This is a genomic window from Sphingomonas sp. CBMAI 2297 (genome assembly GCF_029870595.1).
In the GTDB taxonomy this organism is placed as follows: Bacteria; Pseudomonadota; Alphaproteobacteria; order Sphingomonadales; family Sphingomonadaceae; genus Sphingomonas.
Map to the genome: position 1 here is coordinate 1 of NZ_JAPDIR010000015.1, position 24,654 is coordinate 24,654.

The 24,654-nt window shown below is 68.6% G+C and carries 26 protein-coding genes; 9 read left to right on the forward strand and 17 right to left on the reverse strand.

What is annotated here, in order from left to right; translation table 11 throughout:
- The 7 genes from OMP43_RS18015 to uvrC all read right to left on the reverse strand — a co-directional run.
- The coding region (locus tag OMP43_RS18015) for a glycosyltransferase (protein WP_280280920.1) at positions 1 to 371 on the reverse strand (371 nt) is incomplete at its 3' end.
- A complete protein-coding gene (leuB, locus tag OMP43_RS18020; protein WP_280280921.1) occupies positions 371 to 1,423 on the reverse strand; it encodes a 3-isopropylmalate dehydrogenase in 1,053 nt (350 codons plus the stop codon). The genes leuB and OMP43_RS18015, both read right to left, overlap by 1 nt.
- 48 nt (positions 1,424 to 1,471) lie before the next feature.
- A complete protein-coding gene (recO, locus tag OMP43_RS18025) occupies positions 1,472 to 2,203 on the reverse strand; it encodes a DNA repair protein RecO (RefSeq protein WP_280280922.1) in 732 nt (243 codons plus the stop codon).
- A gap of 56 nt (positions 2,204 to 2,259) precedes the next feature.
- Positions 2,260 to 3,204 carry a GNAT family N-acetyltransferase gene (locus OMP43_RS18030; protein ID WP_280281034.1) on the reverse strand — a complete coding sequence of 315 codons (945 nt, stop codon included), beginning with the start codon at positions 3,202 to 3,204 and terminating at the stop codon, positions 2,260 to 2,262.
- A gap of 5 nt (positions 3,205 to 3,209) precedes the next feature.
- On the reverse strand, positions 3,210 to 4,166 hold the full coding sequence (locus OMP43_RS18035) for a polysaccharide deacetylase (protein ID WP_280280923.1): 957 nt from the start codon (positions 4,164 to 4,166) through the stop codon (positions 3,210 to 3,212).
- A 52-nt stretch (positions 4,167 to 4,218) separates the two neighbouring features.
- Complete coding sequence (locus tag OMP43_RS18040) at positions 4,219 to 7,017, reverse strand: DUF3857 domain-containing protein (protein ID WP_280280924.1); 2,799 nt, start codon at positions 7,015 to 7,017, stop codon at positions 4,219 to 4,221.
- Between the two features lie 98 nt (positions 7,018 to 7,115).
- The gene (gene uvrC, locus OMP43_RS18045) at positions 7,116 to 9,038 is read right to left on the reverse strand and encodes an excinuclease ABC subunit UvrC (protein ID WP_280281035.1); all 1,923 of its coding nucleotides are present in this window, start codon (positions 9,036 to 9,038) and stop codon (positions 7,116 to 7,118) included.
- Between the two features lie 145 nt (positions 9,039 to 9,183).
- Between uvrC and OMP43_RS18050 the strand changes: the two genes are divergently transcribed.
- Positions 9,184 to 9,933, forward strand: a complete 750-nt coding sequence (locus tag OMP43_RS18050) for a methyltransferase (protein ID WP_280280925.1) — start codon at positions 9,184 to 9,186, stop codon at positions 9,931 to 9,933.
- 34 nt (positions 9,934 to 9,967) lie between these two features.
- Here the strand turns inward: OMP43_RS18050 and OMP43_RS18055 are convergent, their stop codons facing one another.
- The 7 genes from OMP43_RS18055 to OMP43_RS18085 all read right to left on the reverse strand — a co-directional run bounded on the left by OMP43_RS18055 (position 9,968) and on the right by OMP43_RS18085 (position 14,559).
- The gene (locus OMP43_RS18055; RefSeq protein WP_280280926.1) at positions 9,968 to 10,159 is read right to left on the reverse strand and encodes a hypothetical protein; all 192 of its coding nucleotides are present in this window, start codon (positions 10,157 to 10,159) and stop codon (positions 9,968 to 9,970) included.
- A 78-nt stretch (positions 10,160 to 10,237) separates the two neighbouring features.
- Entirely contained in the window at positions 10,238 to 12,151 is a 1,914-nt protein-coding gene (locus tag OMP43_RS18060; RefSeq protein WP_280280927.1) for a CHASE3 domain-containing protein, read from the reverse strand.
- Between the two features lies 1 nt (position 12,152).
- Positions 12,153 to 12,704 carry a hypothetical protein gene (locus OMP43_RS18065; protein WP_280280928.1) on the reverse strand — a complete coding sequence of 184 codons (552 nt, stop codon included), beginning with the start codon at positions 12,702 to 12,704 and terminating at the stop codon, positions 12,153 to 12,155.
- Positions 12,697 to 13,191 carry an ATPase gene (locus OMP43_RS18070; RefSeq protein ID WP_280280929.1) on the reverse strand — a complete coding sequence of 165 codons (495 nt, stop codon included), beginning with the start codon at positions 13,189 to 13,191 and terminating at the stop codon, positions 12,697 to 12,699. Before OMP43_RS18070 ends, OMP43_RS18065 begins: the two co-directional genes overlap by 8 nt.
- Before the next feature lie 16 nt (positions 13,192 to 13,207).
- Complete coding sequence (locus tag OMP43_RS18075) at positions 13,208 to 13,423, reverse strand: F0F1 ATP synthase subunit C (protein ID WP_086130767.1); 216 nt, start codon at positions 13,421 to 13,423, stop codon at positions 13,208 to 13,210.
- Between the two features lie 63 nt (positions 13,424 to 13,486).
- Positions 13,487 to 14,236: a F0F1 ATP synthase subunit A gene (locus OMP43_RS18080; RefSeq protein WP_280281037.1), complete on the reverse strand. Its 750-nt coding sequence runs from the start codon at positions 14,234 to 14,236 to the stop codon at positions 13,487 to 13,489.
- 20 nt (positions 14,237 to 14,256) lie between these two features.
- Positions 14,257 to 14,559: an AtpZ/AtpI family protein gene (locus OMP43_RS18085; protein WP_348538612.1), complete on the reverse strand. Its 303-nt coding sequence runs from the start codon at positions 14,557 to 14,559 to the stop codon at positions 14,257 to 14,259.
- Between the two features lie 187 nt (positions 14,560 to 14,746).
- On the opposite strand from OMP43_RS18085, the gene radC reads away from it, so the two are divergent.
- Together radC and OMP43_RS18095 are read left to right on the forward strand one after the other, a co-directional pair.
- Positions 14,747 to 15,427, forward strand: coding sequence for a DNA repair protein RadC (gene radC, locus OMP43_RS18090; RefSeq protein ID WP_280280930.1), 681 nt, complete (start codon positions 14,747 to 14,749; stop codon positions 15,425 to 15,427).
- A gap of 6 nt (positions 15,428 to 15,433) precedes the next feature.
- On the forward strand, positions 15,434 to 15,835 hold the full coding sequence (locus OMP43_RS18095) for a hypothetical protein (protein ID WP_280280931.1): 402 nt from the start codon (positions 15,434 to 15,436) through the stop codon (positions 15,833 to 15,835).
- A gap of 84 nt (positions 15,836 to 15,919) precedes the next feature.
- Here the strand turns inward: OMP43_RS18095 and OMP43_RS18100 are convergent, their stop codons facing one another.
- Complete coding sequence (locus tag OMP43_RS18100; RefSeq protein ID WP_280280932.1) at positions 15,920 to 16,381, reverse strand: calcium-binding protein; 462 nt, start codon at positions 16,379 to 16,381, stop codon at positions 15,920 to 15,922.
- Positions 16,382 to 16,654: 273 nt separating this feature from the next.
- Between OMP43_RS18100 and OMP43_RS18105 the strand changes: the two genes are divergently transcribed.
- Positions 16,655 to 17,290: a DUF1287 domain-containing protein gene (locus tag OMP43_RS18105; RefSeq protein WP_280280933.1), complete on the forward strand. Its 636-nt coding sequence runs from the start codon at positions 16,655 to 16,657 to the stop codon at positions 17,288 to 17,290.
- A 51-nt stretch (positions 17,291 to 17,341) separates the two neighbouring features.
- The gene (purB, locus tag OMP43_RS18110) at positions 17,342 to 18,652 is read left to right on the forward strand and encodes an adenylosuccinate lyase (protein ID WP_280280934.1); all 1,311 of its coding nucleotides are present in this window, start codon (positions 17,342 to 17,344) and stop codon (positions 18,650 to 18,652) included.
- Here purB and OMP43_RS18115 read toward each other — a convergent pair whose 3' ends face one another.
- Positions 18,653 to 19,165 (reverse strand): hypothetical protein, encoded by a 513-nt coding sequence (locus OMP43_RS18115; RefSeq protein ID WP_280280935.1) that lies wholly within the window; start codon positions 19,163 to 19,165, stop codon positions 18,653 to 18,655. It lies immediately after the preceding gene.
- Positions 19,166 to 19,244: 79 nt separating this feature from the next.
- On the opposite strand from OMP43_RS18115, the gene OMP43_RS18120 reads away from it, so the two are divergent.
- From OMP43_RS18120 to OMP43_RS18130, 3 genes are all read left to right on the forward strand, one after another.
- Positions 19,245 to 19,799 (forward strand): biliverdin-producing heme oxygenase, encoded by a 555-nt coding sequence (locus OMP43_RS18120; RefSeq protein ID WP_280280936.1) that lies wholly within the window; start codon positions 19,245 to 19,247, stop codon positions 19,797 to 19,799.
- On the forward strand, positions 19,789 to 22,341 hold the full coding sequence (locus OMP43_RS18125) for an HWE histidine kinase domain-containing protein (protein WP_280280937.1): 2,553 nt from the start codon (positions 19,789 to 19,791) through the stop codon (positions 22,339 to 22,341). The genes OMP43_RS18120 and OMP43_RS18125 overlap by 11 nt, the downstream gene beginning before the upstream one ends.
- A 67-nt stretch (positions 22,342 to 22,408) precedes the next feature.
- Positions 22,409 to 23,215, forward strand: a complete 807-nt coding sequence (locus tag OMP43_RS18130; RefSeq protein WP_280280938.1) for a hypothetical protein — start codon at positions 22,409 to 22,411, stop codon at positions 23,213 to 23,215.
- 138 nt (positions 23,216 to 23,353) lie between these two features.
- Here the strand turns inward: OMP43_RS18130 and OMP43_RS18135 are convergent, their stop codons facing one another.
- Positions 23,354 to 24,136, reverse strand: coding sequence for a helix-turn-helix transcriptional regulator (locus OMP43_RS18135; protein WP_280280939.1), 783 nt, complete (start codon positions 24,134 to 24,136; stop codon positions 23,354 to 23,356).
- A gap of 122 nt (positions 24,137 to 24,258) precedes the next feature.
- Between OMP43_RS18135 and OMP43_RS18140 the strand changes: the two genes are divergently transcribed.
- Positions 24,259 to 24,648: a hypothetical protein gene (locus OMP43_RS18140; protein WP_280280940.1), complete on the forward strand. Its 390-nt coding sequence runs from the start codon at positions 24,259 to 24,261 to the stop codon at positions 24,646 to 24,648.
- Positions 24,649 to 24,654: the final 6 nt, after the last annotated feature.

Here is a 24,654-nt window from a genome sequence, read left to right on the forward strand (position 1 = left end):
CGCGAGCCGATCACCACGTCGAGACCGCCATCCCCCTCCAGCGCGTCCAGCATCTTCGGCAGCAGCGTCTCGTCATGCTGCAGATCCCCGTCGATCACCGCAACGAACGGCGCCGCCGTCGCGCACATCCCCTCGATACAGGCCGAGGACAGGCCCCGCCGCCCGATCCGCTGGATCACCCGCACCCGCGGATCCCGACGCCCCAGCGCACGCGCCGCATCCGCCGTCCCGTCCGGGCTGTCGTCGTCGACGAATACCGCTTCCCAGTTCCGGCCCTTCAGCGCCGCATCCAGCTTCTCGATCAGCAACGGCACGTTCGCGCGCTCGTTGAACGTCGGGATCACCACCGCGAGCTCGAGCTGGTCGGGGATCACGCGAGTTCCTTGAGCACCGCGTCGCCCATCGCGGTGGTCGACAGCGATCCGCCGAGATCGGCCGTCCGCGCACCGCCGGCCAGCGCCGCCGCGACGGCGGCCTCCACCTTCAGCGCCGCTTCCTCATTGCCGAGCGAATGGCGCAGCAGCATCGCCGCCGACAGGATCGCCGCGCAGGGATTCGCCTTGCCGGTGCCCGCAATGTCCGGTGCCGAGCCGTGGATCGGCTCGTACATGCCGTTGTCGCCGCTCCAGGCCCGCAGCGAAGCCGAGGGCAGCATGCCGATCGAGCCGGCGCACATGCTCGCCTGGTCGGACAGAATGTCGCCGAAGAGATTGCCGGTGACGATCACGTCGAACGCCGCCGGCGCGCGCACCAGCTGCATCGCGGCATTGTCGACATACATGTGCGTGAGCTGGACCTCGGGATATTCGGTCGCCAGCTCGTTCACGACGTCGCGCCAGAGCTGCGACGTCTCGAGCACGTTCGCCTTGTCGACCGAGCAGAGCTTCTTCTTGCGGCGCCTGGCCATCTCGAAGCCGACCCGGGCGATGCGCTCCACCTCGACTTCGTTGTAGCTCATGATGTCGAAGCCCTGGCGCAGGCCCTCGGCGGTGTGCCGCCGGCCCTTCTCGCCGAAATAGACGTCGCCCACCAGCTCGCGGACGATGACCAGGTCGAGCCCCGCCACCACATCGGGCTTGAGCGGCGAGGCATCGGCCAGCGCCGGGAACAGCGTTGCCGGGCGGATGTTGGCGAAGAGCTGCAGCTCGCGACGCAGGCCGAGCAGCGCCGCCTCGGGGCGCAGCCGCCGCTCCAGCGCCTCGAAGCGCGGATCGCCGATCGCGCCGAACAGCACGGCATCGGCCTTCTTGGCGAGGTCGAGCGTCTCCTGCGGCAGCGGGCGCCCCGTCACCAGATAGGCCGCGCCGCCGACCGGCGCCTCCTCGAAGTCCAGGCCCAGCGCCAGCGCCTCCAGAACCCGGCGCGCCTCGCGCGTAACTTCCGGCCCGATCCCGTCACCGGGCAGAACAGCTATCAGTGGCAATTCATGCTCCCCACGTCGTCGTCGCCTGCTTTGCCGCCCTTGTGGCCGTCACGCAACAGCGCGCTTCAGCCGATCGACCAGCCGGGCCCGCGCCGCGAGCAGTTCGGCGCCCTTTCCGATCAGCAGGTCGCGTTCCAGGAAATGGCCGGTGAGCCTGAAGCCGTCCAGGATATCGCCCCATCCGGCCTCTCCGCCCTCGACCAGGAAGCGCGGCAGCCGCAGCAGCCGGTCCTCATAGCCTTCCGCCCCGATCCGGCTCACCGCGATGCCGCTCCTGGGGCTGACATAGGCGAGCTCGTCGTTGCGGCCGGTGGCGGCGCAATGCTCGAGGTCGAGTCCGAAGCCGAGTTCGGCGAGCAGCAGCAGCTCGTAGCGGACCATCGCCACCGCCCAGCCCCGCGCCGCCGGCGCCGCCTCGATCGCGGCGAGCACGCCGTCGAGCGCGCTGTAGAGCCGCGGATAGGGCAGGCCTTCGGGCAGCGCGAAGGCGGAAAGCGCGGTCGCCCATTGGAAGGCGGCGGCGGGCAAGGCTTCCGAGAACATCGCCGCGCGGCTGTGGAGCAGCTCCACCGTCAACCCGGCGAGCGCATCCTCGGTCCGCGAGCGCCATTCGCCCTGCACCAGGTTCGCCGGCTGGAGCACCGGCCGCAGCGCCCGCCCATGCCCGCCGCGGACATAGCCGGGCTGCACGCCCTCCTGCTCGGTGAACGCCCGCACGATCGCGCCATGCTCGCCATGCGCGCGAACGGAGAGGATGATGGCTTCGGCGCGCAGGTGCATGGGGAGGCTATATAATCTGCCCCTCCCCTTCAGGGGAGGGGTTGGGGAGAGGGCGATCAGGCCCCCCGCCGCACCTTCTTCGCGAGCTTCTCCAGGCCCGCCCTGTTCACCAGCGCCTTCGCGCCCGCCACCGCCCGGTTGAAACCGCCGAGCGCCGCCATCGTCACCCGATTGGCCAGCGACGGACGCAGCAGGAACAGGTCGACGCACGCCACGCCGCCGGTGGCGAACTGGCGCTTGTGCTGGCCCTCGCCCTCGGTGAAGTCGAAGCGGGCGAATTTCTCCTCCTCGAACAGGTCGCGCATCGCCTCCAATTGGAGCACCGCGCCGGGCGAGAGGTCGTTGAACGCCGGATCATGGCCGACATGGGCATAGATCACCACGCCCCCCTCGATCACCGGGCAATAGAGATAGGCAGCCGGCTCGCCCGCGATGTAGAGCAGCCAGGCGCGCACCTGGTCCGCGGCGCCCTGTGCCAGCATCGTCGCGATGAACTCGGGGCTGTCGGGCAGGCCGGAGCCGAGCAGCCGCTCCTGATAGGTTCGCAGCGAGATCCGCCGGGCGACGTCGTGGAACGCCTCCAGCTCGTCCGGCCCGCGAAAGGCGCGCACGTCGAGCTCGCCGCCGCTCTCCGCCGCGATCTTCCTGGCCTTGCGCTTGATGCCCTGGCGGGCATTGGACGAGAGCCCGTTCCACCAGGCATCGAAGCCTATCCCGAAATCGGCGAAATAGCGGGTATAGCGCTGCCGGACGAAGGGCAGCATGTCGCCCGACGCCTTGACCAGCGCCGGCACCAGATGCTCGGGCAGCGAGGTGACGACATAGCCATGCGCCTCGCGCGGCAAGGGAGCCAGCAGCGGCAGCCGGTCGGCCCGCGCCGCATCGAGCGTCAGCGGAATGCGCACCAGATAGCGCTGGATCGCCATCAGCGTGCGCGCGCCGATCTCGAACTTGAGCTGGGTGGGCCTGGCCTGGGGCGCTTCGGCGGCGACCTCGCTCATCGCGTTCACGCGGCGCGCTCCTCGACCAGGTTCGACCAGAGCTGCTCGGCCTGGCGCCAGCGCGTGCGGAGCAGGCTCGGCCCGAGCGGCGCATCTTCCTGCCCGAGCGCCATTCTCGGCCTGTCGGCGAAATGTTCGGTCACCAGAACCCCCCGGCGGCTGGCCAGCATGCGGCACAGCGCTTCGAAGCGACGCACATGCACGGCGTTAGGCCGCGTTCCGGCGCGATTTGCAAGCTCGAAGCCATGGCTGACGATCGTCACCGCCGCATGGCTGCGGACCACGGCGTGGTCGAGCGCGGCGCGCATCTCGCCCGCCGACAGCGCGCAGATCTGGAAATGGCGCAGATGCCCGGCGCGATCCTCGATCAGGGTCACCGGCACCTCGATGATTCCGCGATGCGCGATCGGGGCGATCTGGCGCGGCGCCAGATTGATCGCGCTCGGCCAGGGATGCTCGGAGCCGTTGTGGCTGGAATCATATTCGAAGCCGAGCTGGGCCAGCGCCCCCAGCGTATCGTCGCTCGCCGAATAGCTGCCCGAGCGGAACGCGACCGGTTCGGCGGCGCCGCAGGCGACCAGCATGTCCGATGCGCCCGCAATCAGTTCCACCTGCTCGTCGAAGCTGTAGTCGATCAGCTCGAAGGCGCCATGAGTCGCGCCCCCGTCGCCCGCATGCGCGCCGGTCCAGTTGGGATGGAGGTGCAGCTGCACTTCCTGCCCGGCTGCCAGGATCGCGCCGACCACGCGCCGGATCGGGTCGAGGCCATAGACCAGCGCCGGCATCGGATCGACGAAGAAACAGGCCTTGAGACCGTGCCGGGCAAGCTGCGCCAGCTGCCAGGCGACGCCCACATTGGCGGGCTCCAGCGAGCGCTGGACGATCGTGTCGACATCGAGACCGGCGACATGGTGCCGCCACATGATCTCGGTGTCGATCGTGATGAAGACCCGGGTAGCCATGGCGCCCGATTATCGCACGGGCGTGAAGAAATGCCGAATGCCCGGCCGGGGATCAGGGCGTGATCCCGTACCGGGCATAATCCTCGTCGATCTGGGGAAAGAGCAGCTGAGCCTCGGCCAGGGCGGCATCCCCCGCCTTGGCATCGCCGGTCCGCCGCAGGATCAGGCCGCGCAGGAACAGGCTGCCCGCCGCCGCCGGCCGCTGCTCGAGCGCCGCGTTGATATCGGCCAGCGCCTCCTCGAAGCGGCGCATCCGGAAATAGATCAGGGCCCGGCTGTCGAGCGCCGCCGCCGCCGTGCCGCCGGATCCCAGCTCGATCGCGCGCGTGCAGTCCTTCAGCGCGGTATCGAGCTGGACGTCCAGCGTGCCCTTGATCCAGCAGCGCCCGTTGAGGAAGCCAGCATTGCCCGGACGCTTCGCGATCGCCGCGTCATAGGCCGCCAGCGCTCCCGCGGCGTCGCGGGCATGGCCCAGCGCCGCCCCCTTGGCCACCAGCAGGTCCGGCTGGTTCTCGCCTTGCTCGTCGATCCTGGGCTGGAGCAGGGCCAGCGCCTCGTCCAGCCGGTCCAGCTTGGCGAGCTCGCTCGCCAGCGCATAGAGCGTGCCCGTATTGCCCGGATCGAGCTCCCGGGCCGCGCCCAGATCGGCGAGCGACTCCGCCTTGTGCCCCAGCGCCCGGTGCAGCGCGGCGCGTTCGCGATAGGTCGCGGCCGTGGCCTGCATGCCGATCGCCTTGTCGAGATCGGCCAGCGCCTTCTGACGCTCGAAGATCCTGGTCAGGAAGCGCGCGCGGGCGAGGTAGCGCGAAACCTCCTCGGGCTTCTCGGCGATATGGGCGGCATAGCGCGCGAGCACCTTGTCGTATTTGCCGGCACGCTTGGCGGCCTCCACGCCGCGCCATGGGCCAGGTGCGCCCGGCAGCGTCCGCACGCGCAGCACCCGGTTGTTGAGCTCGGCAAGCTTCGCGCGCGCCGCGGGAATCTCCGCCGGCGCGATCTCGGCTCCGGTCTGCTCGTCCTCGGTATCGATCGAAAGCAGGCCGCCGGCCAGCGTCGCCCGGCGCACGACCCGCTTGCCCCCCGGCAAGGCGGCATCGAGCGCGGCATCGCCGTCCAGCACATAGCCGCCCATTTCCGGCAGGCGGACCCGCAGCGTGGTCGAGCTGCGCGCCGGGTTGCCCGTGGCGATCGGAATGTCCTTCCAGGCCGCGCGCGTGCGATCGGGAATCGGATAGGCGATCGGCGACGCCGCATCGAGCCGGAAACGCCCGTCCTGATAGCGCCAGCTCCAATTCAGAATGCCGGACAACGCAATCGTCGCCGTACCGTTCGCCTCGTCGAAGCGCACTTCGCTGCCGGTGAGCACCAGATCCCGTCCGAATGCCGGCGGCGCGAGTTTGCGGAACTGGTCCCGCAGGCTCTCCTGGCTGCGGACACCCACCAATGCCTTCAGCGTGCCCGCGGCGGCGCCGCGCATCGTCAACTTCGCCTCGAACGGCGCCGGAACATCGATGCCACCGGTCAGGTCGACGTCGAGCGCACTGGCCATGGTCGCCCGCACCGGCGCACGCGCCGGCACCTGCAGCAATCCCGCCCCCTCGGCGCGCAACGGCAGCACCCAGTCGAAGGGCAGCACGTCGCCTATGTCCTCCAGATGCGTGCCCGTGCTCGTCCCGTCGAGCCACAGCAGCTGGCCGCCCACCTTGGCGAGCACGAAGACATGATTGAAGGCGGCGGGCGATGCGAGCCGTTCAGCGACCAGGTCGCCATTGTCCAGATTCGCCATCGCCGGTTCCGCTTCGATCCCCAGCTCGTGGAGGATGGCGAGCAGCAGCAGCGTCTTCGCCTTGCAATCCCCATATTTGGTCGCCCAGGTCTCGGCGGGCGCCTGCGGCACGAGATTGCCATTGGCCATGCCGCGGAACAGATAGCGCACCTTGCCCTGCACCAGGGCGAGCGCCGCCGCCGTGCGCTTGCGCGGGTCCTTCTCCGCCGCGGCGATCTTCGCCACTTCCGCGGCCAGCCCGCTGCCGGGGGCGATCAGCCCGTCGACGCGATAGAGCGGCGCCATCGCCCTGGAGACGGATTGCCAGTCGGCAAAGGTCGTGGCCTCCGCGATCGGCGGCCTTGCGAACCGCCCCGGCATGCGCTCCGGCATCTCCGGCTGCCGGGCGACCGGCAGCTTGAACACCAGCTCGTGCCACCCGCCCGCGTCGCGCACCTGCGGCGCGGCCCCCACCGGATAGGTTTTCCACTTCACTGCCTGGCCCGTCGGCCACAGCAGCCGCGCCCGCGCGAAACCGACCTTGATGGGCTCGGCGACGACCGGCCCCATGATCACCGCATTGCCGCCGAGCGCGGGATCCTTCATGGTGACCGAATAGCGCAGGTCGAGCACGTCGCCGACCTGCAGCCCTTCCACTGCCAGGGTGGCGGTGAGCTGGCCATCGAACTTCATCTCGTCGAGCCCCCGCTCGCGCCGCAACACCGTGAAGCTCTTGCCCTTCAGCGCGTCGATCCGCTTGCCGCCGCGCAGGATGTCGACGCCGTGCACGATCAGGTCGCCATGCGCCGGATGCCATTCGAGCTTGATGGTGCCCGCCTGCGAAACCGCCTGGATCGAAGCAAGGCGGGTAGCATGCTCGTAATAGGTCCAGCTCTGCCCGTCGGCGATGCGGGCCTGCACGTCGCCGATGACGAATGCCGGCGCATCATCGGTCAGGCCGGCGACGGCGGGTTCGGGCGCCAGCTGCACCCAATCGGGCACCGGCTGGTAGAGCGGCTTCTCGCCGGCATGCGCGACGCCGGACACGCCAAGGAACACGATCGACGCCAGTGCACCACGATACATGAGAATCCCCCCGATTTCGCTGCCGTATCTAGCGCCTCGCCATGCCGCGACAAGCCGATCGGCGATGAGATTTCGCGCGGAATCCGTGCAGAAAATATTTATCGCATATGAAAATAGTCGTAGATCTGCTGCGCGACGCCGGCACTCACGCCCGGCGCCTTCTGCAGATCCTCCAGGCTCGCGGCGCGCACTGCCCGCGCCGTGCCGAAATGCATCAGCAGCGCCTTCTTGCGCGCCGGCCCGATTCCCGGGACCTCGTCGAGCGGGCTCGCCCCGATCGCCTTGGCCCGTTTCTGCCGGTGGGCGCCGATCGCGAAGCGATGGACCTCGTCGCGCAGCCGCTGGAGATAGAAGAGCACCGGCGAATTGACCGGCAGCATCAGCTCGCGCCCGTCCATCAGGTGGAACACTTCGCGCCCCTCGCGCCCATGATGCGGTCCCTTGGCGACGCCGACCATGATGACGTCCTCGATGCCGAGATCCTCGAGCACCGCCCGGGCGGCATTCAGCTGCCCGCGCCCGCCATCGAGCAGCACCAGGTCGGGCCAGCTCCCGCCCTGCCGGTCGGGATCCTCCTCCACCGCGCGGGCGAAGCGCCGGCTCAGCACTTCGCGCATCATCCCGTAATCGTCGCCGGCGATCGTCTCGGGCCGCTTGATGTTGAACTTGCGATACTGGTTCTTCTGGAAGCCTTCCGGCCCCGCCACCACCATCGCGCCCAGCGCGTTGGTGCCCTGGATATGGCTGTTGTCGTACACCTCGATCCGCTCGGGGCTCTCGGGCAGCTCGAAGATGTCGGCGATCTCTGCAAGCAATTTCGCCTGGGTCGTGCCCTCGGCCAGCCGCCGGTCGAGCGCTTCCACCGCGTTGCGCGTCGCCTGTTCCAGCAGCCGCCGGCGCGGGCCGCGCTGCGGCACGCCCAGCGCCACCTTGTGCCCGGCCCGCTCCCGCAGCGCCTCGGCCAGCAGCGCCGCTTCCTCCAGGTCGCGATCGACGAAGATCGTCCGGGGCGGCGGCACTTCCTCGTAGAACTGCATCAGAAAGGCCGAGAGCACTTCGTCCTCGGACACGTCGTTGGTGTGCGCGGGAAAGAAGCTGCGATGCCCCCAATTCTGCCCGCCGCGGATGAAGAAGGCCTGGATCCCCATCACTCCGCCCTTGCAGGCCAGCGCGAAGATATCGGCATCGCCCACGCCCTCGGCGTTGATCGCCTGGCTGCCCTGGATGAAGGTGAGCGCCTTCAGCCGGTCGCGCAGGATCGCCGCCAGCTCGAAATCCAGGCTCTCCGCCGCCGCCTGCATCTGCGCGCCGAGCTTGGCCTGCACCTGGGTCTTCTTGCCCATCAGGAAGGCGCGCGCGTCGTCGACCAGCTCCTCATAGGCCTCGGGCGTGATGCGATCGACGCAGGGCGCCGAGCAGCGGCGAATCTGGTAGAGCAGGCACGGCCGGTCGCGCGTGTTGAAGAAGCCGTCGGTGCAGCTCCGAAGCAGGAACAGCTTCTGGAGTGCGTTGAGCGTCTTGCGCACCTGCCCCGCCCCAGCGAACGGCCCGAAATAATCGCCCTTCACCTTGCGCGCGCCACGGTGGAGCTGGATGCGCGGAAAGTCGTGGTCGCGCCGGAGCAGGATGAACGGGAACGACTTGTCGTCGCGCAGCAGCACATTGTAGGGCGGGCGGAAGCGCTTGATCAGCTGGGCTTCCAGCAGCAGCGCCTCGGCCTCGTTGTTGGTGGTGACGATCGTCATCGATCGCGTCTGCGCCACCATCCGCTGGAGCCGCTTCGAGAGCCGCATCACCTGGGTATAGTTGGTCACCCGGTTCTTCAGCGCCCGCGCCTTGCCCACATACAGCACGTCGCCCCGCGCATCCTGCATGCGATAGACGCCGGGCCGCGCCGGCAGCGTCTTCAGCACGTTGCGGATCGCCGCCACGCCGGCTTCCAGATCGGGGGCGTCGGCGCCGCGCACGGCGAAGGTGGCGGCCTCTTCGTTGAAGCGGTTGGGCGAGTTGGGATCGGACATCGTCGCACCGGATTTAAGGGGTGCGACGGGCAACCGCCACTCCCCTTCTCGTCATCCCGGCGAAAGGCGCGATGCCGCGAAGGCGCGCCTTGAACCGTCATGAGGATATGCGATGCTCCATCCACATATTTAGGAGAGTCGTTCCATGAAGCTCGTCCTGTCCGCCGCGCTGCTCGCGCTGGCCATGCCACTCGCTGCGCATGCCCAGACCGTCCCCGCGCCCATAACCGCCGCCCTGGGCGATGCGGGCCGCCCCCAGGCCGAGAAGGACCGCGACGCCGCCCGGCACCCGGGCGAAATCCTCGCCTTTGCCGGCATCGCGCCGGGCCAGAAGGTGGCCGACTTCATCATGGGCGGCGGCTATTGGACGCGCATCCTCGCGCCGACGGTGGGGCCGAAGGGCAAGGTCTATGCCTATCAGCCCGCCGAGTTCATCCAGTTCCGCGCCGCCTATGCCGATGAGCAGAAGGCCGCCACCGCGGGGCGCGCCAACGTCGTTCCGCTGAGCGACAGCCTCAAGAGCTTCGCCTTCGCCGAACCGCTCGATGCAATCGTGACGGTGCAGAACTGGCACGATCTCCACCTCAAGGCCGCGCCGCCGGGAGCCGCCCGGGGAATCGCGAAGAAGCTCTACGATTCGCTCAAGCCCGGCGGCGTGCTGCTGGTGGTCGACCATGTCGCCAACGCCGATCCCGAGTTCGCCGTGCCGCAGACGCTCCACCGCATCGATCCCGCCGCCGCGCGCGCCGAGATCGAATCGGCCGGCTTCAAGTTCGAGGGCGAGCTGCCGCTGCTGCGCAATCCGAACGATCCGCGCACGGCGAACGTCTTCACGCCGGAGATCCGCGGCAAGACCGACCAGTTCATCTACAAGTTCCGCAAGCCGGCTGCCTGAACCGGCCTTGCCTCTCTCCGGCGAGGGGCGAGGATCAGCGGCCGGCCGCGTTCTCCAATGCGTTCGCCCGGGCCTCGATGCGCTCCATCGCGGCCTGGGCGCGCTCGCCGACATCGTCCGCGCGCCGCTGCTCCTCCACGGCACTGCGCCACGCCACCGCGATCATGACGACGAGCAGCAGCGCCGTGAGCGCGGTCGCGAGCTGGAGCCAGCGTTGGGTGGTCATGCCGCCATCCTAGGGGCCGCGCGCGCCACCGGCAACGGCCGGCCATGCCCGGGCCCGCCGAACCCGCCGGCCCGCACGTCACTTTCCGCCGTCGAGCACCTGCCGCACCTTCGCGGCGAGCTGGGCGATGCTGAACGGCTTGGCGAGGAAGTCGACGTCATGGTCGAGCATCCCGTTATGGACGATCGCGTTGCGCGTATAGCCGGTGGTGTAGAGCACCGGCAGGCGCGGCAGCTGCTCGCGCATCCGCTCGGCGAGCGTGCGGCCGGTCATGTCGGGCATCACGATATCGGTGAACAGCAGATCGATGCCCGGATGCTCGCCGAGCATCGCCAGCGCCTGGACCGGGCCCGAGGCATGGATCACGACATAGCCAAGCTCGCGCAGGGCATCGACCGACATGATCCGCACCTGCTCCTCGTCCTCGACCACCAGAACGATCTCGCCCCGGCCGCCCGGCAGCTCGGCCTCCGGCACGGGCACCGTGCGCCGGTCCTCCTCGCCGAAATGGCGGGGGATGTAGAGCTTCACCGTCGTACCGACGCCGAGCTCGGAATAGACCTTCACATGCCCGCCCGACTGCTTGACGAAGCCATAGACCTGGCTCAGCCCGAGCCCGGTGCCCTTGCCCACTTCCTTGGTGGAGAAGAAGGGATCGAAGGCGCGCTCGATCACCTCGGCGCTCATGCCCGTGCCGGTATCGGTCACCGACACCATCACATATTGGCCGGGCGTCACTTCGGCATGGTTCGCCGAATAGGCGTCGTCGAGATAGGTGTTGGCCGTCTCGATCGTCAGCCGGCCCCCTTCGGGCATCGCGTCGCGCGCGTTGACGCACAGATTGACCAGCGCGTTCTCCAGCTGCCCCGCGTCGATAAAGGCCGGCCACAGCCCGCCCGCCAGCACCGTCTCGAAGCGAATCGTCTCGCCGATGGTGCGGCGGAGAAGCTCGGACATGCCCGCCACCAGCCGGTTCGCGTCGAGCGCGGCCGGCGCCAGCGGCTGGCGGCGCGCAAAGGCGAGCAGGCGGGAAGTGAGCTGCGCCGCGCGCTCGGCGCCCTGGAGCGCGCTGTCGATCGACTGGGCCGCCTTGACGGGATCCTTGCCGATGCGGCGCTTGGCCATGTCGAGCGAGCCGATCACGATCGCCAGCATATTGTTGAAGTCATGCGCGATGCCGCCGGTAAGCTGGCCGATCGTCTCCATCTTGCCGAGCTGGCGCAGCTGCGCTTCCGCCGCCTCGCGCTGCTCGCTCTCGGCCAGCAGCCGGGCATGTGCCGCCTCGGCCGCATCGCGTGCCCATGCCGCGGCATGCGCCCGCCGCATCGCCGAACGGGTGACGAAATAGGCGACGACCGCCACGCCGATCGCCGTCACCGCAAGCCACAGGGTGAGCAACGCCGCCTGCCAGGACGCGTCGTGGCTGCGCACCGCGAACAGCCCCGCCTCATGGCTCCGCATTTCCTCGACAAGCGTGCGGATGCGGCGCATCTGGCCGAGCCCGACCCCGGACTTCACGCCCGCGGCGACGCCGGCCGTGTCGCCGCGACGGATCATCTCGACGAAATCGGTGAGGCGGTCGAGCCTCGCTTCGATCAGCCGTTGCAGCGTCGCCGCGCGGGCGCTCTGCTCCGGACTGTCCGAAACCAGCGCGCGCAGCTCCGCAAGTTCCCGGTGCAGGCCGTGCCCGCCGCTGGTGAACGGCTCCAGATAGGCGGGGTCGCGCGTGATCAGATAGCCGCGCTGGCCGGTCTCCGCCTGCTGCACGCCGGAGAGCACGCTGCTCAGCTGCTCCTCGACCTCGAGCGTGTGCGAGACCCAATGCTGCGCCTGTAGCTGCCCGCGAACGAGGAAGAGCGCCCCGACCAGCGCCGCGGCGAGCAGGGCAAAGGAAATGAGGAGCGCGATCAGCCCCGGATCGAGGCGGGCGCGGACGGTATTGCCATCCGCGCCGGAATTGGGGGCCGAACCGGAAGCCAGCCCCGCGTTCACATCAGTTCAGACGGCCAAGCCCGGCGATCGTCTGGTCGACGAGCTGCTTGTCGGCTTCGGCGCCATGCTTCTCGGCGATGATCGCGCCGGCCGCCGCGGCGGCGGCATCGGCGGCCTTGGCGCGAACCTCGGCGATCGCGGCGCGCTCGGCGGCGGCGATCTTGTCCTCGGCCATCTTGGCGCGCCGCTTGGTCAGTTCCTTCGCGTCCGCCTCGGCCTTCTTCAGCAGCGCCTTGGCCTCGGCCTCGGCATGGGCGACGATCGCGGCGGCATCCGCCTCGCTGGCGGCCGTGCGCGCCTTGGCCCTGGCCAGTTCGGCCTCCGCCTCGGCCCGGAGCGCGCTCGCCTCGTCGAGCTGCCTGCGGATCGAATCGATCTTGGCGTCGAGCATCTTGCCGATCATCGCCGGCACGCGCTTCCACAGGATGATGCCGACCACCACGAGCATCGCGATCGCGACGAAACCCGGCGCGGTAATGCCGAACGCCGACGGCTCATGATGCAGTTCCACGGTGCCGGTCTCCGCCTTCATGCCATGGGGTTGTTCAGCCATTGGCCAGCGCCGCCTTCACTTGCTTGGTGACCGACACGCGGTCGGCCGTCACGCCCGAGAGCTTGGTGACGATCGCCTGGACGGCGTCCACCGTCTCGGCCTCGATCTCGCCCAGCGCCTGGGTCTTGGTCGCTTCGATGCGCACGGCGGCCTCGGCGATCCTCGCCTCGGACGCCGCGTCGCCCTTCTTCACTTCGGCCTCGGCCTTGGCGGTCGCCTTGTCCTTGGCCTGGCTCAGCGTCGCGAGCGCCGTGGTCCGGGCTGCTTCCAGCCCGGACTCGTAAGCGGCATCCGACGCATGGGCCGCGTCTCGGGCAGCCTCGGCCGCGGCGAGGTCTCCGGCGATGCGGGCGTTGCGGTCCTCGACCGTACGCTCGATCTTCGGAACCATCGCCTTGCCGATCCCGAAATAGATGAGCGCAAACACGATCGCGAGCCAGAAGAGCTGCGACGCGTAGATCTCAGGGATTTGGGATAGCTGCGGCATTGGCTGTCCTTCGACCTTAGCCCTTGACGACGAACAGGATCAGGATCGCGACGACGAACGCGATCAGGCCCAGAAGCTCGGCACCGGCGAAGCCGATGAACAGGCGGCCCTGCTGGCCGTCCGCGGCACCCGGGTTGCGCAGCGCGCCCTCGAGGAACGAACCGAACACGTTGCCCACGCCGAGCGCGGCCAGGCCGATGCCGATCGCCGCGAGGCCGGCACCGATGTACATTGCACCAACGTCAGTCATTTCAAGCTCCCTACGTAATCCAAAAAACCAAACGAACAGCGCGACTTAGTGCAGGTGCACCGCGTCGTGGAGATAAAGCGAGGTCAGCAGCGCGAACACATAGGCCTGGATCGCGCAGACCAGCAGCTCGAGCGCGCTCACGCCGATGATCATCAGCATCGAGGCGAACCACACGCCATAGCCGATCCCGCCGGCGTTGAGGCCCTGCACGGCGAAGCTGCCGAACACTTCGAGCAGGATGTGCCCGGCGGTCATCGCGACGAACAGTCGCAGGCCCAGCGAGAACGGACGCACCATGAACGAGATGAATTCCACCGGGATGATCACCGGCATCAGCCACAGCGGCGCGCCGTGCGGCACGAACAGGCCGAAGAACTTCAGGCCGTGCTTCCAGAAGCCGACCGCGAGCACGATGGCGAACGAGAAGAAGGCCAGCACCGCGGTGACGGTGATGTGGCTGGTAACCGCGAAGGTGTGCAGCCCCGGCACCACCGCCAGCGGCAGGATGCCCACCAGGTTGGCGAACAGGATGAAGAAGAAGAGCGAGAAGATGTACGGGGCGAACTTCTTGCCGCCCTTGCCGATGCTGGTGCTCACCATCGAATCGATGAAGCCCACCGCGCCCTCGGCCATCAGCTGCCACTTGCCCGGGATCAGCGCGCGCTTCATGCCGCCCAGCATGAACACGAACAGCAGGCCTGCCACGACGAACATGAACAGGGCCGAGTTGGTGAACGAGACGTCATAGCCAAGCAGATCGAACTTGATCAGCTTGCCGACCTCGAACTGCTCCATCGGATTGATTGCGCCGGCGCTCACTCTGCCCGCTCCTTCGAAATCTTGTAGATGCTGCGGAAAGCCGCCACGAAAGACAGCGCGACGAAGCCGAGCAGGAACCACGGAAGCGTGTGCAGCCAGCTGTCGAGCGCATAGCCCAGAACGCCGCCGCCCAGCGGCATGCCGATCAGGTCCATCAGCACGCGCGAACCCTGTTTGTAGCCCTTGGCATCGGCGGGCGCCTTGATGCCCTCGCCCGTGCGCGCAGCCTCGGCCGCTTTCGCATCGGCGATGCGGCGGTCCAGGTCGCTCGGAGCACGTTCTTGGGTCAAGGCGGTCAAGGCGTTCCAGATATGAAAAAAGCCGCCGACAGCGCCGGCGACATTGGAGCATCGCCGGCCGTTCAGCCGCGTTGCTCGGGCGCTTTAGGAACGCTGGCGGACCGAGTCAACTCCAGGCCCGGACTCGCCGCCAAATCGGCGAAATCCTCGCCTTGAATAACGGCGCGTTTGCAGGAACAAATCGCGCATGCCCGACCCCGCCGACAATAGCGGCCACCGCGCGCGCCTGCGCCGCCGCCTGTTCGAGGGCGGGCCGGACGCTTTGCTCGATCACGAACTCGTCGAATACCTCCTCGCGCTGGCGATTCCCCGGCAGGATACCAAGCCGCTGGCCAAGGCATTGCTCCACGAATTCGGCGGCATCGCCGGACTTCTGACCGCCGATGCCGAGGCGCTGGCCCGCGTGAAGGGCATGGGCGAGACCAGCGTCGCCGCCCTGAAGACCGCCCATGCCGCGGCGCTTCGCCTGCTGCGCGCCGAAGTCGCCGAGCGCCCGGTGCTCGCCAACTGGCAGGCGCTGCTCGACTATCTGCGCGCCGACATGGCGCATCACGCGATAGAGCGCTTCCGCGTCCTCCACCTCAATTCCAAGAACATGCTGATCCGCGACGAGCTGATGAGCGAAGGCACGATCGACGAGGCCGCGGTCTATGTCCGCGAAGTGATCGCCCGGGCATTGGAGCTCAAGTCTGCCGCGCTGATCCTGGTCCATAACCATCCCTCGGGCGACCCCTCCCCCAGCCGCGCCGATATCGAGATCACCCGCCAGATCGCCGCCGCCGGCAAGGGGCTGGGCATCGCGGTGCACGACCATATCATCCTGGGGCGCGACGGGCATGCCTCGCTGCGGGGCCAGGGACTGATCTAGGATCATATGAAAGAAGCACGCGCCTATTGGTCCCAACTGTTCGACGTCGTGCACCCGCTACGCTGCTGGGTCCGGGTCGCCTGGCGAGAGGGCGACACGATAGAGGATGGCGATTGGGGCCAACTCCTGACGATGCCGACGGATGGGTATCTGGAGGGATCGGATGGTCCTTGGCCGCTCCGCGATGTCGAATGGGTCGAGGTGTCGATGAGCTATTTCAAGGGCGGCATGGCGGGGCACCCGCTCCGGATTGTCGATGATCGGAAAGCCGAGCTACTCGCGGGCCTGGGCGCCACGGCCTTGAGATGGGAGCTGCGCGACACCCTCTGGTCGGTGCGGAACATCTTCGAGGACGAGCGACCGGTACAGGTCGCCCGGATCGCGAACCCCTTCTTCGATCGACGCTAAGGGCAAGCCAAACGGCCGCCGGAGGCAAGTCCGGCGACCGTTCGGGAATAAGCGCCATGCGTAGTTTGGCGCGACGAAAAGGGGTTAGCCCGGCTGTTTCGGGGTCAGGAACACCGTGAGTTCCTGCTTGTTCACCGACGCACTCTTGTCGGTATCGGCGCTGGCGAAGGCCTGGGTCGACCAGCTGGCCGCCTCGGCGCTGCCGGGCTGGAAGCCGGGCTCCGATGCCTTGCGCAGATCGCCCATCCAGGCGGCGAATTCGGTGGCGTTCAGCTTGCCATCGGCGTCCTTGTCATAGCTGCCGAAGTCGCGGCCCACCGCCTGGGCGACCTGCTCCTGCGTCGCCGCCGGCTGGGCGGCCGGAGTCGCGGCAGGCGCGCTCGCCACCTCGGCGGGCTGAGTCGCAGGCTCGCTCGGGGCTGGGATGGCCTCGGCAGTGGTGGCCGGGGCGGCCTGGTCCTGCGCGGCGGGGGCAGCGTCGTCACTGGTCACCGGCGGCGTCGCCTGCTCGGGCGCTGGTGCGGCCTGCGCAGGCTTGTCCTGCACGGGAACCTCCTGCGCAACGGCAGGAATTGCGAAAAGCATAGACGTAGCAAGAAGCATCGGCTTCAGCATAAGCTTATCTCCTATTCTATTCAGAATTTGTATTTACGCTCTAGCCTAATTATATTTTGGACAATCTTCCTATCAACCGAAAATCTGGGGGTGATGTTCCACATTTCATCGGCATTAGCCTCAACACACCCCTGAACAAACTCAATTCATCGCATTTCATTTGCGCTGTGGCGCCGCGGCAACGGCTGCGGCAGGATAGGCGACATGATCGACCGTCGGACGATGCTGCTCGGAATGACCGCCGGCCTTGCCGGCTGCCATGGCGCGTCTCAGGCATCGAGCACGGCCGACCGACTGCATCTTCCCGCGAGCACGCCAGCCGGCAAGCTGATCGCCGCCGCCCGTACCCAGCTGGGCGTCACGCGCCGCTACGACAGTGCCTATACCAGCCTGGCCTTCCCCGGCGGGGATGTGCCGCGCGAGAAGGGCGTGTGCACCGATGTGGTGATCCGCGCCTATCGCGATGCCTTCGGGATCGACCTTCAGGCGCTGGTCAATGCCGATATGAAGCGCTCTTTCGCCGCCTACCCGCGCAAATGGGGTCTTTCCCGCCCCGATCCGAGCATCGACCATCGCCGCGTGCCCAATCTTGCCGTCTTCCTCACCCGCGCCGGCGCCCGCCTCCCGGTCCCGGCCGACGGCAAGGGCTGGCAGCCGGGCGACATCTTCACTTCCGCGCCCGCCAACGGGATGGGCGGCACCGCCACCCATATCGGCCTGGTCTCGGACCTGCCCGGCGCCCGCGCCCCACGGATCCTCCACAATATCGGCCGGGGCGCCCGCGAGGAGGATGCGCTGCTCGATTGGCCGATCACCGGCCGCTTTCGGTGGAAAGTCTAGGGCACCCTTGCTAGGTGCGCCCCGACTCCCCCTTCCGGCGAAAGGCTTGCAATGGTTCCCCGTTATTCGCGCCCTGACATGACCGCCATCTGGTCGCCCGAGGCGCGCTTCCGCATCTGGTTCGAGATCGAGGCGCACGCGACCGAGGCGCTGGCCGAGCTCGGCGTGGTGCCGAAGAGCGCCGCCAAGGCGCTATGGGACTGGTGGGCGACCAACCCGGCGATCGACGTCGCCGCGATCGACGCGATCGAGGCGGTGACCAAGCATGACGTGATCGCCTTCCTCACCTGGGTAGCCGAGCAGGTGGGCGACGAAGCCCGCTTCATGCACCAGGGCATGACCAGCTCGGACGTGCTCGACACCTGCCTGGCGGTCCAGCTCGCCCGCGCCTCGGACATCCTGCTCGCCGATCTCGACGCGCTGCTCGAAGTGCTCAAGCGCCGCGCCTATGAGCACAAGCTCACCCCGACGATCGGCCGCAGCCACGGCATCCATGCCGAGCCGGTCACCTTCGGCCTCAAGCTCGCCGAGGCCTATGCCGAGTTCAAGCGGGGCAAGGAGCGCCTGCTCGCCGCCCGCGCCGATATCGCCACTTGCGCCATTTCGGGCGCGGTCGGCACCTTCGCCAATATCGATCCGCGCGTGGAGCGGCATGTCGCCGACAAGCTGGGCCTCGCGGTCGAGCCGGTCTCGACCCAGGTGATCCCGCGCGATCGCCATGCGATGTTCTTCGCCACGCTCGGCGTGATCGCCTCGTCGATCGAGCGGCTCGCCATCGAGGTCCGCCACCTCCAGCGCACCGAAGTGCTCGAGGCCGAGGAGTATTTCTCACCGGGCCAGAAGGGCTCGTCGGCGATGCCGCACAAGCGCAATCCGGTGCTGACCGAGAACCTTACCGGCCTCGCCCGCATGGTCCGCAGCGCGACCATCCCCGCGATGGAGAATGTCGCCCTGTGGCACGAGCGCGACATCAGCCACTCCTCGGTCGAGCGCTATATCGGCCCGGACGCGACGATCACGCTCGATTTCGCCCTGGCCCGCCTCACCGGCGTGATGGACAAGCTGCTCGTCTATCCCGAGCGCATGCAGAAGAACCTGGATCGCATGGGCGGCCTGGTCCATTCGCAGCGCGTGCTGCTTGCCCTCACTCAGGCCGGCGTCAGCCGCGAGGACAGCTATCGGCTGGTCCAGCGCAACGCGATGAAAGTGTGGGAATCGGACGGCGCGCTTTCGCTGCTCGAGCTGCTCAAGGCCGATCCGGAAGTCACCGCCGCGCTCTCGCCGGCGGAAATCGAGGACAAGTTCGACCTCGGCTATCACTTCAAGCAGGTCGACACGATCTTCGAGCGCGTCTTCGCTTGATCAAGCCCGGCGCGTGCGGCGGGCGACGGCATCGTTCGCCCATGCGCCGAGCAGCCCGATCAGCGGCAGGCTCATCGCGCCCGCCCACAGGAATGCGCCGATCAGGGGCACGGTCTCCGATCCCCATCCATGCTCGTCCAGGGCGGAATGATAGGGCTGAAGCGCCACCAGCCCGAGCGCCGCGGCGAGCAGGGCGGGAAGCGGGCGGGGCCGCCGCCCGCGCAGCATGCGCGCGGCGCACCAGGCCCAGAAGGGATGCGCATACCAGCCCCAGGCCGCGAGCGGCTGTCCGCCAAGGGTCCAGCGCGGCCAATGTTCGTAGCCCGGTAGCGGATAGCCTCGGGAATCGATCGCGAGCGGCCCCAGCGGGCCGAACAGCAGATACAGGCCGCCCAGCACCCGCTCGGGGCGGGCCACGCCCTGCCCGTCGGGGGCGATGCTCATCGCCACGGGCATCGCCAGTGTCGCCGTCCATGGCAGCAGCGTCGCAAGGGCGAGCCGGCGCATCCGCATCGCGCGATCCTAGCGCGCGGGAACGTTTCGCGGTCAGGATATTTGAAGGAGCTTCCATGTCCTTTCGGTGCAGCGCTCTATGAACCCCACCCGCCAGGCGCTGCGCGCGGCGACGGCCCCGGCGCATGATCGGGTGGACGCGGCCTTTGCGGATTTCGACCTGACCGACCGGGAAAGCTATGCCCGCTTCCTAGCCGCCCATGCCGATGTGATGTGGGCGCTGGAAGCGGCGCTGCCGGGCGGGCGCGTGGTGGACGATTGGGAGGAGCGCAAGCGCGGCGCGCTGCTGAGGGAAGACCTGGCCCATCTACGGCACCCCGGCGAGAGCTGGGGCGACGATATCGGCGCGATCCCCGCCTTCGGCACCGATCACGCCATCGCCGGCGCGCTCTATGTCCTCGAAGGCTCGCGCCTCGGCGGCAAGTTCCTGGCCCGGCGCCTGCCCGCCGGATTCCCGCGCGCCTATCTTGATGCAGATCAGCGCGCCGAAAAGTGGCAGCAACTACTGACGGTTATCGACCGCCTCTTATGCGAGCCCATCGCACTGGAGGCGGCGATCGCCGCGGCCCTTGCGACTTTCACCGCATTCGAGCGTTCGGCGGAAAAATGGCGAAAGGCAGAGGTTGGCCAGTAGCAGCGATTTCGAGGTCGATCTCACCAATTGCGATCGCGAGCCGATTCACGAGCTGGGCGCAGTCCAGCCGTTCGGCTTCCTGCTCGCGCTCTCGGTCGACTGGCTGATCCGCCGCGTCTCGGCCAATGCCCAGCAGTTTCTCGAAAGGCCGGCCGAAGACCTGCTCGGCACCTCCGCCATCGCCCTGCTCGGCGAGCACGCCGTCCACACGCTGCGCAACCGCCTCGCCATGCTGCGCGGCAACGATGCGGTCGAGCGCGTCTTCGGGCTGCGGATCGCCAGCGGCCGCTGCTTCGATTTCGCGCTGCACATGATCGGCGACACGATCGTGCTGGAGGGCGAGGATTGCAGCGAGGATGCCGCCACCGATATCGGCTCGGCGATCCGCGCGATGATGGCCCGGCTCGACGAAACCGCCGATTCGGCCGCCTTCTATCGCGAGGGTGCCCGCCAGGTCCGCGCCCTGACCGGCTTCGACCGGGTGATGGTCTATCGCTTCGATCGCGACGGTTCGGGCGTGGTGGTGGCCGAGGCCGCCCGCGCCGGCATCGGCAGCTTCCTCGACCTGCGCTATCCCGCCAGCGACATCCCGCAACAGGCGCGCAAGCTCTATGTCCGCACGCCCTTCCGCATCATCGCCGACGTGAATGCCGAGCCGGTGCCCGTGCTGCCCCGGCTCGACGAGAGCGGCGCGCCGATCGACCTTTCGCTCTCGGTGCTGCGCTCCGTCTCGCCGATCCATATCGAATATCTGAAGAACATGGGCGTCGGCGCCTCGCTGTCGATCTCGATCATCGTCGAGGGCCAGCTCTGGGGCCTGTTCGCCTGCCATCACTATGCCGCGCGCTGCCCCAGCTTCGAGCGCCGCTCGATCGCCGAGCTGTTCGGCCAGATGTTCGCGCTCAAGCTCGAGAGCCGCGAGCGCAAGGAGCTGGCCGCCTATGAGCTGGCCGCGCGCGCCGCCAGCGATCGGCTGCTCGCCGCGGTAGCCGGCGATTCGACGCTGCTCGACAATCCCGAATGGCTCGGCACGATGATGCGCGAGACCGTGCCGTGCGACGGCATCGCGATCTGGCTCGACGGCAAGATCTCCTTCTCGGGCATGACGCCGCCGGCGGCCGCGTTCTCCGCGATCACCCGCCGGCTGAACGCGATGGCCGCGGGCAGGATCTTCTCGACCGACCGGCTGGCCGACACCCTCCCCGCCGCCGCCGACTATGACGATGTCGCCGCCGGCATGCTGGCGATCCCGATCTCGCGCCGGCCGCGCGACTATGTCCTGCTGTTCCGCCAGGAGAAGATCCGCACGGTCAAATGGGCGGGCGACCCGCACAAGCCCGCCCAGCTCGGCCCCAACGGCCCGCGCCTCACGCCGCGCAAAAGCTTCGAGCTCTGGTCCCAGGAAGTCCGCGGCCGTTCCGAGCCCTTCTCGAACGCCGAGCTGCGCGTCGCCGAGATGCTGCGCGCGTCGCTGATCGAAGTCGTGCTGCGCCTGAGCGACGATGCCCAGGAGGAGCGCCGCCGCTTCTCCGAGCGCCAGGAGCTGCTGATCGCGGAGCTGAACCACCGCGTCCGCAACATCCTCGGCCTGATCCGCGGCCTTGTCCGCCAGTCGCTCGATCCCGAGGCGGACCGGCGCGACACGATCCATCTGCTCGAAGGCCGGATCGAGAGCCTGGCCCGCGCGCATGACCAGATCACGCAGGACAATTGGTCCCCCGCCCCCCTGCTCCGCCTGATCGAGACCGAGGCCGCCGCCTATCTCGCCGGCAAGGCGGGCCGGGTGGAGACCGACGGGCCGTCCGTGCTGCTCCATCCCCAGGCCTTCTCCACGCTGGCGCTGGTGCTGCACGAGCTGATGACCAACTCGGCCAAATATGGCGCGCTCTCGGACAGCGGCTCGGTCGATATCGGCTGGCGGATCGAGCGCGACGGCGACCTGGCGATCGCATGGCGCGAGCGCGGCGGCCCGGCAGTGCAGCCGCCGAAACGGCAGGGCTTCGGCACCACGATCATCACGCGCTCGATCCCCTATGACCTGGGCGGCGAGGCGGACGTGCGCTATCCGCTCACCGGGATCGAGGCCGATTTCCGCGTGCCCGCCCGCCATATCGAGATCGATCGGAACCGGGCCGGCCGGCCGGCGCCGCCCCCCGAGCCCGCACCCGGCACCACCGCGCCCAGGCTGCTCTCCGGTGTCGTGCTGCTGGTCGAGGACAGCCTGATCATCGCGATGGACGCCGAGGACATCCTCACGCGCCTGGGCGCCCGCCGCGTGGTGACCGCCGGCACCCTCGCCCAGGCGCGCGAGGAGATCCGCCGCGAAGCGTTCGAGGCCGCCGTGCTCGACGTCAATCTGGGCGCCGAGACCAGCCTGCCGCTCGCCGACGACCTCAGCGCCGCCGACGTGCCGTTCCTCTTCGCCACCGGCTATGGCGAGCAGTTGAAGCTCCCGGCCCAGCATGGCGGCGCGCTGGTCACCCAGAAGCCCTACACGCTCGCCAGCATCTCCCGCGCGATCTCGGACCTGCTTTCAAAGTAGGATTTCGCCGGATACGACTCGCAAGCTCCCCTCCCTTCCGGGGAGGGGAGCTGGAGGGAGGGATCACATGCCCATCGGCGCATCGGTAGGGAAGAACGGCGTCAACGACCTGGCGGACGTGCTGGTCGTCCAGCATCTGCTCAACGCCTGGCTCGGCGCCACCGGGCAGAAGCTGCTGCCCACCAGCGGCGAATGCGGCACGCTCACCATCGCCGCGATCACCGGCTATCAGGCCCGGGTGCTGGCCGCCGCCAGGCCGGACGGGCTGATCGCCCCCGGCGGCCGGACCTGGATCGCGCTCGCCGCCGGCCAGGGCGCCGGCCCGCCGCTTTCGGGCGCGGACTGGTGGAACGCCAACCAGGCCAGATATCCGAACAGCGCCGCCGTCGCCGACCTGGCCCAGCCCTTCCGCGACAACGTCGGCGCGTTCCTGAAGGCGCTGAAGGACGCGGGCGCGAGCGTCACGATCTCGGCCACGCGCCGCAACCCCATTCGCGCGCAGTTGATGCATTACAGCTGGCGCGTGGCGAAGGGGCTGGTCGCGCCGAACAGGGTCCCCGCCCTGCCCGGCCTGGATATCCGATGGGACCATGGCGATCCCGCCAGGTCGAAGGCCGGCGCCCAGGCGATGTCCGACCTGTTCCAGATCGCCTTCGAGCCCTCGCTCACTTCGCGCCATATCGAGGGCCGCGCGATCGACATGACGATCGGCTGGAACGGCACGATCAAGGTGAAGGACAAGCAGGGCAAGCCGCGCGAGATCGGCGCCCCGCGCTCGGGCGACGCCAATACCGATCTCCACAGGGTCGGCGCGACCTATGGCGTGATCAAGCTGGTCTCGGATCCGCCGCACTGGAGCGACGACGGGCGCTAGGTTGCGGACTCATATTCCTCCTTCGTCATCCCGGCCTTGCGCCGGGGTCCCGCTGTCTCGCGAGCACAGGAAGAAGCGGGATCCCGGCGCAAGGCCGGGATGACAGTGGAAAATCAAATACTTGCTTGGATTCTCACCCTAGCCCGCTCCCCGCAGCCGCTCCGCCGTCATGGCATCCGCCGGATAAAAGGCCTCGATCGCCAGCTCATCGAGCGTCACGTCGAGCGGGGTGCCGAACACCGTGGTGGTGCTGATGAAGCTGAGTTCGCCCAGCGGGGTGGCGAGCCGGAGCGGGATTGCCACGCCGCCCATGTCCTCCAGCTGCCCCGCCCCGTCCGGAAAGGGATAGGCTTCCAGCTCCGCGACCAGTGCCTCGAGCCCCTGGTCGCCGGTGGTCAGCGCCTGGCGCCGCAGCCGCTCGAGCAGATGCGCGCGCCATTCGGCAAGGTTCAGGATCCGCGGCGCCAGCCCCTCGGGATGCAGGCTCAGGCGCAGCACGTTGACCGGGCCTTCCAGCAGATGCGGCGCGCAGCCGGCGAGCAGCGGCGCGACCGCCGCATTGGCCGCGACCAGATGCCAGTGCCGGTCGATCGCCAGCGCCGGCCAGGGCTCGTGCCCCTTCAGCACCAGGTCGATCGCCCGCCGGGCGGCCGCGAGGGCGGGATCGTCGAGCGCGCGCTCGGCATAGAGCGGCGCGAACCCCGCCGCGAGCAGCATCGCGTTGCGTTCGCGCAGCGGCAGCGCGAGCTGATCGGCCAGGCGCAGCACCATCTCGCGGCTCGGCCGGGTGCGCCCGGTCTCGATGAAGCTCAGGTGCCGGGTCGATATCTCCGCATCCAGCGCCAGGTCCATCTGGCTCAGCCGGCGGCGGCGGCGCCATTCCCTGATCTGGTCGCCGAGCGGGCGGACGGCTGGCTGCACGGATAGTCTCCTTCGCGGCTTCTCTGCCCGCAAGCGCCGCCGGTTTCCATTACCTCCCGCGTAATCGACCCGGCGCGCCGATGCCGTCAGCCTTGCGTCATCACCAGCAAGGGAGACGACCCATGACCAATCCGATCCATTTCCTCCGCACCGTGCTCACGATCGACGCAGTGACTTGCCTGGCGATGGGCGCGATGCTCGTCGCCGCCGCCGGGCCGCTCGCCGGGCTGCTCGATCTGCCCGCGGCGCTGCTGTTCGAGGCCGGTCTGCTGCTCTTCCCCTCGGCGGCGTTCATGCTCTGGGCGGCGCGCCGGACCGACCGGCTCGAATGGCCGGTCCGCGCCATCGCCCTGCTCAACCTGGGCTGGACCGCGGCCAGCTTCGCGGTGATCGCCCTGCTCGCGCCGAATACGCTCGGCGCCGCCTTCCTGGCCGCGCAGGCACTGGCGGTGGCCGGGCTCGCGGTGCTGGAATTTCACGGCCTGTCGCTGTTCCGCCGCGCCTTTGCCTGAGCGGGA